Source organism: Leifsonia sp. NPDC058194, assembly GCF_042883605.1.
GTDB lineage: Bacteria > Actinomycetota > Actinomycetes > Actinomycetales > Microbacteriaceae > Leifsonia.
In genome coordinates this window covers 133,042-142,711 of record NZ_JBHVVL010000001.1, presented here as the reverse complement: position 1 = coordinate 142,711, position 9,670 = coordinate 133,042, and the positions used below count along the sequence as shown (strand labels likewise).

Below are 9,670 nucleotides of genomic sequence, written 5' to 3'. Positions count from 1 at the left end.
TCCTGCTTGCTATCTGGTTTTCGCCTTTTTTTTTGATTTTGTGGCTCTTGGTTCGGGTCCGGGGGGGTGGGGGCGGGGGGGGGCGGGGTGGGCCCCCCCGCGCCGGTGGTTCACTTGACGGGCTTCAGCGACTTGGCGACGTAGCCGATGTTGCCGGACAGCCAGTTGGAGGGCGTGGCCCACAGGTTGTCCGTGGTCGGCATCCCGGTGAAGTACTGGTCGCGGTAGGTGGTCACCGCGCCGTTCTGGCTCAGGATGATGTAGGGCTGGTTCTCGGCGAAGTAGGTGCCGAGCGCCTGGTAGGCGCTGGTCAGCTTCGCCGGGTCGTTCGTGCCCCCGGCCTCCGCGATCAGACCGTCGACCGTCGGGTCGTCGAACCGCACGAAGTTGGCGTTGGCCGGCTTGCCGATCGGGGCGCTTTTCGCGGAGTCCAGGCTGTCGCTGAACTGCTGGAACGGGTTCGGGCCGGTCGGGATGCGGTCGTCGAGCAGGTCGAACGAGCCGTTCTGGCGAGCGGTCGAGTAGGCGCCGAGCGACAGCTCCTCGGGAGTCGCCGTGACGCCGATCTTCGCGAAGTCCTGCACCAGCAGCTGGTTGGCGGTGATCGTGTCGGTGTAGCCCGTGACCGTGCTGATCTTGAAGGCGACCGGCTGGCCGTCCTTGCCGATCAGCTTGCCCGAGCCGTCGTAGCTGTAGCCCGCGCCGGTCAGGATCTTCTTGGCCTGGGCGACATCCTGACCGAGGGTCTTGCCCTTGTAGTCGGCCGGGATGTACGCCTCGTCACGGGGCTGCAGCAGGCTGGTCGGGTTGGCCGGGGTGTCCGTGCCGCCGAAGGCCTGCTTGATGATCGCGTCGCGGTCGATCGAGAGGCTGAGCGCCTGACGGAAGGCCAGGTCGTTGAACGGCGCCTTGCTCAGGTTGGGCATCAGCACCTTGATGTCGGCCGGGATCGATGTGTACTTGTTGTACTTCGGGTCCTTGTCGACGAACGACTTCTGCACGTCCTGCAGCGCGATGCCGGCCCAGTCGATCTGCCCCGCGTTGAGCGAGTTGAGGGCTGCGGCGTTGCCCGTCGACGTCACGAGCCGGATGCCCGGGATGGCCGGCTGGCCGTCCTGGTAGTAGTCCTTGTTGGCGGTGAGCGTGACCGACTGCGGCGTGAACTGGCCGAAGTCGAAGGCGCCCGTGCCGATGGGCTTCTGGTTCGTGGTCTTCGTCGGGTCGGGGATGCTCTTCCAGATGTGCTCCGGGACGATGAACGTCAGCCCGAGCAGACGGTACTCGTTCGGGTAGTCCGGCTGGGTGAGCGTGATGTCGACGTGGGTGTCGTCCACCGCCTTCGCATCGGCGATCTTGAGGCCGTAGAGGTTGAGCTCCGGCTTCTCCTTCAGCAGCGTGTAGGTGTAGGCGACGTCGGCCGCGGTGAACGGCTTGCCGTCCTGCCATTTCACGCCGCTGCGGAGGGTGACGGAGTAGGTGAGTCCGTCGGGGGAGACGGTGTACTCGGTGCCGAGCCACGGCTGCGGCTTCTCGTTCTTGGCGGAGTTGAAGTAGAAGAGCGGCTCGTAGACGGCGCCGAGGACCGCGCCGTTGGCGCCGTAGGCGACGTCGGCGACGAACGGGTTGAAGTTGTCGGTCAGGTTGCCGGGGTTGCCGGAATAGACGTTGAGGTAGCGGGCGGTGGAGGCGGTGCCGCTGCCGGAGCAGCCGGTCACGGCGAGCGTTGTGGCCGCCAGGATCGCGAGAGCCGCAGCCACTCGCATCTTCATCGACTTGCGTGGTCGCACTGCATTTCTCCTCGGTGTTCGGGGAATGGATTGAGCGAGAGCATACATAGCGGTCCATAGAGGTAGCAAGAGGTATTTTATTACGGAAAGATTTCCGCGTTTGATATAGACCAAATGCGTACCACATGGCTACTATGACAAACACCCACCGCCCTCAGGAGGAAATGTGATTCGAGTCGGTCTTCTCGGTTCCGGTTTCATCGCCGACACCTACGCGGACGCCCTGCAAGACGTCCGCGGAGCTGAGATCGTCGCCACCTACTCCCGCGACCTCGGCCGAGCCGAGGCGTTCGCGGAGAAGTGGGGCCCCATCGCCCGCCAGTACGACGACATGGCCGCGCTCTGCGCCGACCCGGAGATCGATCTCGTCGTGATCGCCCTCCCCAACGAGGCGCACGTGGAGGCGGTGCGGATCGCCGCCGCGGCCGGCAAGGGCATCGTGTGCACGAAGCCGCTCGCCCGCACCGGCGCCGAGGCCGCCGAGATCCTCCGCATCGTGCGCGAGGCCGGTGTCTGGCACGGCTACGCCGAGAGCTCGGTCTTCTCGCCCAACATCGCCAAGGCGCACCAGATGGTCACCGCGGGCGCGATCGGGGAGCCGCTCACGATGCGGGCCCGCGAGGCGCACTCCGGGCCGCACGCCCCGCACTTCTGGGACGCGGAGACCGCCGGCGGGGGAGCCCTGCTCGACATGGGCTGCCACACGGTGGAGTCGGCCCGGCACTTCTTCGGCACGGACAACCCGGTCACGGAGGTCTTCGCCTGGGGTGCGACGATGGTCCACTCCGACAAGACCACCGGCGAGGACACCGCGATCGCCCTCCTGAAGTTCGCGGGGGGCCAGCTCGCCCAGATCGAGTCGTCGTGGATCGAGAAGGGCGGCATGCAGCTGCGCCACGAGCTGGTCGGCACGGCCGGTCGCCTGGTCACCGACACCTCCCACACCCCGGTCTGGGGCTTCATCGAGAACCCCGCCGGCTACCTGGTCGAGAAGGCCGACGCCGAGACGGGATGGGTCTACCCGGTCCCCGAGGAGGCCCGCGCGTACGGCTTCAGCCAGGAGATGCGGCACTTCGTCGAGCGGTTCGCCGCCGGCGAGACCCCCGACGAGACCTTCGACGACGGCTTCGTCGTCAACTGCATCCTCGACGCCTGCTACACCTCGATGCGCACGGGCGTCTGGGAGACGGTGAGCCTCCAGCGATGACGCAGACGCCCGAAGCGGCGCCCCTCGGCCTCGGCCAGGTGGGCATGCGCACCGACTACCCCGATCCCCTCTGGGTGCAGGCGGCCGACTCCCTCCGCGAGCGGATCGGGAGCGGCGAGCTGCGCGCCGGCAGCCGCCTCCCCCCGGAGCGCGAGCTGTGCCTGCTGCTCGGCATCAGCCGGGTGACGCTGCGCAAGGCGCTCCAGTCCCTGGTCGAGGGCGGCGCTCTCGCCCCGTCGCACGGCCGCGGCTGGTACGTCTCCGGCGGCGGCGACACGCGCAACGAATGGCCCAACAGCCTCGAGTCGTTCAGCGAGACCGCCGAGCGGATGGGCCTGGACGCCACCTCGCGCGTGCTCCAGGCGAGCATCGCCCCCTCCACGATCGACGACGCCGAACTGCTCGGGATCGCCCCCGGCCTGCCGCTGTTCCGGCTCGGCCGCGTGCGCATGCTCGGCGGCGTGCCGATCGCGCTCGACTGGGCGCTCATCCCCGCCGCCCTGCTGCCGGACGCCGGTGAGCACGACTTCGAGGTCGACTCCCTCTACGAGGCGCTCACCGCCGCCGGCAACGAGCTCGCCAACGCCGAGACCACCATCGAGGCCCGCGAGGCCGGCACCGACATCGCCGACCAGCTCGGCGTGGAGCCCGGCACCCCCACCCTCGTCATGCACCAGGTGGTGCGCAATCGCGCCGAGCGCGCGGTGCTCGCCTCCACCGTGCAGTACGCAGGCGACCGCTACCGCCTGCGCACCTACTTCGCCCGCCACAACCGAACGGAGACACTGTGACCGACACCGCCACTCCCGCGACGACCGACGTCACGCCGACGACCGGCGCGCCGACCACCGTCGCGGCCGCACTGGCCTCCCTCCGCCCGGAGGAGGTCGCCGCCTCCCGCGCGATCCTCGAGCGCGAGGGGCTGCTCGGCCCGGACACCCACGTGGCGTACTTCGGCCTGCTCGAGCAGGACAAGCGCACGCTGCTCGCCACCGGCGCCCCCGACGCCCGCCGCTTCCGCGCGATGCTGGTCGACCTGGCCTCCGGCGCCTCGCACGACGTCGTGGTCTGCCCGGTAGAGGACCGCATCGTCAGCGCGGTCGAGCTCGACCCGGCCGACGGGCAGGTCCCGGTCGTGCTCGCCGAGTTCGGCCTCGTCGAGGAGATCGTGCACCAGGACGCGCGCTGGATCGCCGCGATGGCCAAGCGCGGGCTCACCGATCTGTCCACACTGCGGGTCAACCCGCTCTCGGCCGGCGTGCTCGCGCCGGAGGAGGGTGGTCGCCGCATCCAGCGCTGCTTCACATTCGTGCAGAAGACGCCGGACGACCTCGGCTGGGCGCACCCGGTCGACGGCGTCACCGTGATGGTCGACGTCGTGACGCGCGAGGTGCTCGACGTCATCGACTACGTCGAGTTCCCGGTGCCGCAGGAGGACGGCAACTTCCACCTCCCGGACTGGGTCGGCAAGCCGCCGCGCGCCGGCCTGAAGCCGATCGAGATCACCCAGCCGGAGGGCCCGAGCTTCACCGTCGACGACGACGGCGTGCTCTCGTGGGCGGGCTGGCAGTTGCAGGTGTCGTTCGACCAGCGCGAGGGCCTGGTCTTCCACAACGTGTCGATCGACGACGACGGCGTGCAGCGACCGGTGCTCTACCGCGCCTCCATCGCCGAGATGATGGTGCCGTACGGCGACCCGAGCCCGCAGCGCTGGTTCCAGAACTTCTTCGACTGCGGCGAGTACCTGCTCGGAGGCTTCGCGAACTCGCTGGAGCTGGGCTGCGACTGCGTCGGCGACATCACTTACCTGGATGCGACGCTGGCCGACAACGCGGGCAACGTGCGCGTCATCCCTCAGGCCATCTGCATCCACGAGGAGGACACCGGGATCCTCTGGAAGCACTTCGACAACTGGAACGGCTCCAGCGACTCCCGTCGCAACCGCCGCCTGGTCGTCAGCTTCTTCGTCACGGTCGGCAACTACGACTACGGCTTCTACTGGTACTTCTCGCTCGACGGCTCGATCGAGCTGGAGGTGAAGGCCACCGGCGTCGTGTTCACTTCCGCGTATCCCGGCCCCGGCTACGCCTACGCCTCGGAGCTCGCCCCGGGCCTCGGCGCGCCCTACCACCAGCACCTCTTCTCGGCCCGGCTCGACATGATGGTCGACGGCGCGCAGAACAACGTGGACGAGCTGGAGGCGACGCTCGTGCCGCGCGGACCGGCCAACCCGACCGGCACCGGGATCACCCAGACGGTCACGCGCCTGCGCACCGAGAAGGAGGCGCAGCGCATGGCCGACAACGCCCGCGGGCGGGTCTGGCTCGTCTCGAACCCGCACAAGCAGAACCGGCTGGGCCGCGACGTCGGCTACGTGCTCTTCCCCGAAGGACTGCCCGCGCTGCTGGCGGACGAGGAGTCGGACATCCACGCCCGCGCCACCTACTCCGCCAAGCACCTCTGGGTGACGCCGTACGAGCCCGCCGAGCTGTACCCGGCCGGCGACTTCGTCAACATGCACCCGGGAGGTGCGGGCCTTCCCGCCTGGACGGCCGCCGACCGCCCGGTGGAGGACGCCGACGTCGTGCTCTGGCACACGTTCGGGCTCACGCACTTCCCGCGCATCGAGGACTGGCCGATCATGCCCGTCGACTCGGCCGGCTTCGTCCTGAAGCCCCACGGCTTCTTCGGCGCCAACCCGACCATGGACATCCCGGAGTCGGTGAGCGATCACTGCGCACCCGGGCACCACGGTCACGATCACGGAGGGCACGGCGCATGAGCCTCGGCATCCAGCTCTACAGCGTCCGCGACGACATCGGCCCGGAGGCCCTGCCCGGCACCCTGGAGCGACTCGCCCGACTGGGCTTCACGCATGTCGAGCCCTACGACATCCTGAGCGACACCGAGGGCCTGAACGCGGCTCTCGACGCGGCCGGCCTGCAGGCGGACACCGCCCACGCCAAGATCACCGAGCTCGACCATGTGCGCGTGCTCGACGCGGCCGAGCGGCTCGGCATCGGGACGGTCGTCGTGCCGTTCGTGCCGCCCGCGAGCATCGCCGAGCGCGACGGCGTGCTCGCCCTGGCGGACGCGATCAACGCCCTCGTGCCGGTCGCGGCCGACCGCGGCATCCGGCTCGGCTACCACAACCACGACTTCGAGTTCGCGCAGCGCATCGGCGACCGCACGGCCTACGACCTGCTCGTCGACGCGCTCGACCCCGCCGTGGTGCTGGAGCTCGACACCTACTGGGCGGCCGTGGGCGGGGAGGATGTGCGCACCCTCATCCCGCGGCTCGGCGACCGCGTGCGGTTCCTGCATGTGAAAGAGGACGGCACGAACCCGTTCGACGTCGCCGAGGCGATCGGCCTCGCCGCATCCCTCGAGCTGCCGGTCGTCGAGGTGGTCGTGCACGAGGGCGACGTGTTCCCGCTGATCGAGCGCAACGCCGCCTACTTCACCGGGCTGGTGCGGGCATGACCGCGGCCTCGGCTCCCACCGGCGTCGGCATCATCGGGGCCGGCAACATCTCGGACGAGTACCTGCGGTCCCTCGCGACGTACCCGGACGTGCGCGTGGTCGCCATCGCCGACCTCGACCTCGACCGTGCGCGCGCCCAGGCGGAGCGCTTCGACGTCCCGGACGCCGTCACCGTGGACGAACTGCTCGCCCGCGACGACGTCGAGATCGTCGTCAACCTGACGATCCCGGCGGCCCACGCGGACGTGGCACTCGCCGCGATCGCGGCCGGCAAGCACGTCTGGGGCGAGAAGCCGCTGACCCTCGATCTTCCGAGCGCTCGCGCCGTGCTCGACGCGGCCGCGGAGGCCGGGGTCGTCGTCGCGAACGCGCCGGACACGATCCTCGGCGAGGGCATCCAGAACTCCCACCGGCTCCTCGCAGACGGTGCGATCGGCGAGGCGCGCACCCTGCTCACGCTGATGCAGGGGCCGGGACCGGACTCGTGGCACCCGCGCCCGCAGTTCCTCTTCGCCCGCGGCGCCGGCCCGCTGTTCGACATCGGGCCGTACTACGTCAGCACGATGATCCAGCTGCTGGGCCCGATCGCCTCGGTCGAGGCCGTGGGGCAGCGGCCCCGCGCCGAACGCGTCGTCGGCTCCGGCCCGGACGCCGGTACGCGGTTCCCGGTCGAGGTCGACACCCACCTCAGCGTGCTCACCCGGTTCGCGTCCGGTGTCGTCGGCACCTCGGTCTACAGCTTCGACTCGCCGCGCCGCCGCCAGGCGTTCGAGATCACCGGCTCGGAGGGTGTGCTGGAGGTGCCGGTCAGCGGATTCGACGGCGCGACCCGCGTGCTCGCCGGCGACGACCGGGACACGGAGTGGGTCGAGGTCGCGCCTCCGGGCGTCCACCGCGAACGCGGCGTCGGGGTGCTCGAACTGGCCCGCGCCCTGCGCGACGGGCGGCCGCCCCGCGCCTCGGGAGAGCTCGCTCTGCACGCCCTGGAGGTCATGCTCGCGATCGAGCGCTCGGCCGCGTCGGGCGCCGCGATCGCGATCGACAGCACCGCCCCGGTGGTGGAGCCGCTGCCGGCCGACTGGGACCCGACGGGGGCGACGCCTCCGGGGTCCGCACCATCCACGCCGGGGGAGCACCGCCCGGCACCAGCAAGGGGAGTCCGATGAACGGGTACATCACTTTCGCGTCCGCCCGTGCGACGCAGGCCGAGGAGCTGGGGCGCGCGATCCCGCAGATCGCCGACCAGATCGCCGCGCGAGCGGAGCTCGGCCAGCTGTCCGGGCCGGGCCCGATCTTCGTCGGCATCGGCGCCAGCCTCGCGGCGGCCTGCGCGCCCGTGTGGTCGCTGCGCTCGCGCGGCATCCACTCCTGGCGGCTGGGCGCCGGCGACTACCCGCTGCCTTTCCCCGAGAGCGTGCATCCGATCGTCGGGATCTCGCAGAGCGGGCGCAGCGCGGAGACGCTGGCGGCACTGGAGTCGGTGCCCGAGGCGCTGCGCTTCGCCGTCGTCAACAGCGAGCCGTCGCCGATCGGCCGCATCGCCTCCACCCTCTCGCTCGGCAACCTCGCCGACAGCTACGCCTCCACGCTCGGATACACGGCCACCATCGCCGCGCTCGGGATGCTCGCCGACAGCTGGCAGGGCGGCCGCCCGGACGACGGCTGGCGCACTCTCGCCTCTACGTTCGCGGAGGCCGAGGAGCGGCTCGCCGCCCCGGTCGCCGCTCTCGCCGAGCTGTTCGCCACGGTCTCGTCGAGCGACTTCGTCGGGGCGGGTCCCGCGGTCGGCTCGGCCGAGGCGGGCGCCCTGCTGTTCCGGGAGGTGGCGCGCATCCCCGCCACCGGCATGAGCACGCGCCAGTACCTGCACGGCTCGATGGAGTCGGCCGGGGACGGCGTGCACGTCGTCTTCGGAGACAGCCGCGAGCTCGACCTCGCGACGACTCTGGCCGACGCGGGTCACCACGTCATCCTCATCACCGGCGAGCGGATCACCGGGTCGCGGACACTGCACCCTGTGCTGCTGCCGAAACTGCCCGCGCCGCAACGGGCGATCCTGGAGGCGCTGGTGATGCAGCTGCTCGTGGGCGCCGTCGCCGAGGTGCGCGGCGTCGACATCGAGGAGTTCGTGTTCCACAACGCGGACACCAAGGTCCCCGCCGACGCCGGAGGCATCGCGTGACGGACGAGGGTGCCGGTGCCGGTGCCGGTGCCGGTGTCGGTGTCGGTGTCGGTGCTTTGATCGTGGGCTTGGATGCCCCCGTCGGTCGCAGTCACCAATCGGGATTGATCGTGGGCTTGGATGCCGGAGGCACCAAGCTCGGCGTGCGCGTGGAGGCCCTCGACGGCTCCCGCGTCGCCGACGTCGTCCTGCCGGCGGAGGAATGGAGCGCTTCGCCGGCGGACGACGCCGCCCGGTGGTTGCACGAGCGCATCCTGCGCGTGCTCCCCGAGGGGGCGACCGTCGCCGCTCTCGGCGTGGGGGCGCAGGGCCTCGATTCCGTGGAGCACGCCGAGGAGCTGCGGGAAGCGCTCGCCGGTCTCGGCTACCGGGGCGCCGTCGTGAACGATGCCGAGCTGCTCGTGCCGGCCGCCGGCCTGTCGTCGGGCATCGGCGTCATCGCCGGCACCGGCTCCATCGCCGTGGGCGCCGACGCGGCCGGGCGCACGCTGTTCGCCGGCGGCTGGGGGTGGGTGCTCGGCGACGAGGGCGGGGCGCCCGCCATCGTGCGCGAGGCCACCGTCGCGGCGTTGCGCGCCGACGACGAGGGTGCGGCGGACGACGGGCTGCTCACCGCTCTGCTGACCGCTTTCGGGGTCGCCTCGGCTCCGGCGCTGGCCCGCGCCGTCAACGACGACCCGACGCCCGAGAACTGGGGCCCCCGCGCGGTCGCCGTCTTCGCTGCAGCGGACGCCGGCTCGGCGCTCGCCGTCTCCGTGATCGAGCACGCGGGCCGCCACCTCTCCGAGCTGGTCGACCGCCTCCGTGCCCGGGGCGCTGTCGGATCCGACGTCGCGGTCGCGGGAAGTGTCTTCGCCCACCAGCCGCGCCTGCTCGCGGCCTTCACCGGCGCCCTGCGGCAGGCGCATCCCGACCTCGCCGTCGTGCCGCTCACGGACGCACCGGTCGCCGGCGCCGTCGAGCTGGCCCGCCGCCTGGAGCGCTGAGCCCCGCACCCCTCCCGAACAGTCC

The 9,670-nt window shown here is 71.0% G+C and carries 8 protein-coding genes; 7 read left to right on the top strand and 1 reads right to left on the bottom strand.

From position 1 onward, the window contains the following. Positions 1-110: 110 nt before the first annotated feature. Positions 111-1,787: an ABC transporter substrate-binding protein gene (locus tag ACFVU2_RS00620; protein ID WP_387869836.1), complete on the bottom strand. Its 1,677-nt coding sequence runs from the start codon at positions 1,785-1,787 to the stop codon at positions 111-113. Positions 1,788-1,953: 166 nt separating this feature from the next. Between ACFVU2_RS00620 and ACFVU2_RS00615 the strand changes: the two genes are divergently transcribed. The 7 genes from ACFVU2_RS00615 to ACFVU2_RS00585 are packed head-to-tail and all read left to right on the top strand — an operon-like array spanning position 1,954 to position 9,645. Continuing rightward, on the top strand, positions 1,954-2,994 hold the full coding sequence (locus tag ACFVU2_RS00615) for a Gfo/Idh/MocA family protein (RefSeq protein WP_387869834.1): 1,041 nt from the start codon (positions 1,954-1,956) through the stop codon (positions 2,992-2,994). Continuing rightward, positions 2,991-3,785, top strand: a complete 795-nt coding sequence (locus tag ACFVU2_RS00610) for a GntR family transcriptional regulator (RefSeq protein ID WP_387869832.1) — start codon at positions 2,991-2,993, stop codon at positions 3,783-3,785. The genes ACFVU2_RS00615 and ACFVU2_RS00610 overlap by 4 nt, the downstream gene beginning before the upstream one ends. Continuing rightward, positions 3,782-5,776, top strand: coding sequence for a primary-amine oxidase (locus ACFVU2_RS00605; RefSeq protein WP_387869830.1), 1,995 nt, complete (start codon positions 3,782-3,784; stop codon positions 5,774-5,776). Before ACFVU2_RS00610 ends, ACFVU2_RS00605 begins: the two co-directional genes overlap by 4 nt. Beyond that, the gene (locus tag ACFVU2_RS00600; protein ID WP_387869829.1) at positions 5,773-6,477 is read left to right on the top strand and encodes a sugar phosphate isomerase/epimerase family protein; all 705 of its coding nucleotides are present in this window, start codon (positions 5,773-5,775) and stop codon (positions 6,475-6,477) included. The genes ACFVU2_RS00605 and ACFVU2_RS00600 overlap by 4 nt, the downstream gene beginning before the upstream one ends. Continuing rightward, on the top strand, positions 6,474-7,643 hold the full coding sequence (locus tag ACFVU2_RS00595) for a Gfo/Idh/MocA family protein (RefSeq protein ID WP_387869828.1): 1,170 nt from the start codon (positions 6,474-6,476) through the stop codon (positions 7,641-7,643). The genes ACFVU2_RS00600 and ACFVU2_RS00595 overlap by 4 nt, the downstream gene beginning before the upstream one ends. Next, positions 7,640-8,659, top strand: coding sequence for an SIS domain-containing protein (locus ACFVU2_RS00590; RefSeq protein WP_387869826.1), 1,020 nt, complete (start codon positions 7,640-7,642; stop codon positions 8,657-8,659). The genes ACFVU2_RS00595 and ACFVU2_RS00590 overlap by 4 nt, the downstream gene beginning before the upstream one ends. Then, on the top strand, positions 8,656-9,645 hold the full coding sequence (locus ACFVU2_RS00585; RefSeq protein ID WP_387869825.1) for a BadF/BadG/BcrA/BcrD ATPase family protein: 990 nt from the start codon (positions 8,656-8,658) through the stop codon (positions 9,643-9,645). The genes ACFVU2_RS00590 and ACFVU2_RS00585 overlap by 4 nt, the downstream gene beginning before the upstream one ends. Positions 9,646-9,670: the final 25 nt, after the last annotated feature.

What these genes read in the sequence shown, in the direction of transcription:
- ACFVU2_RS00590 (WP_387869826.1), top strand. Translation starts at nt 7,640, where the DNA reads ATGAACGGGTACATCACTTTCGCGTCCGCCCGTGCGACGCAGGCCGAG.
- ACFVU2_RS00595 (WP_387869828.1), top strand. Translation starts at nt 6,474, where the DNA reads ATGACCGCGGCCTCGGCTCCCACCGGCGTCGGCATCATCGGGGCCGGC.
- ACFVU2_RS00600 (WP_387869829.1), top strand. Translation starts at nt 5,773, where the DNA reads ATGAGCCTCGGCATCCAGCTCTACAGCGTCCGCGACGACATCGGCCCG.
- ACFVU2_RS00610 (WP_387869832.1), top strand. Translation starts at nt 2,991, where the DNA reads ATGACGCAGACGCCCGAAGCGGCGCCCCTCGGCCTCGGCCAGGTGGGC.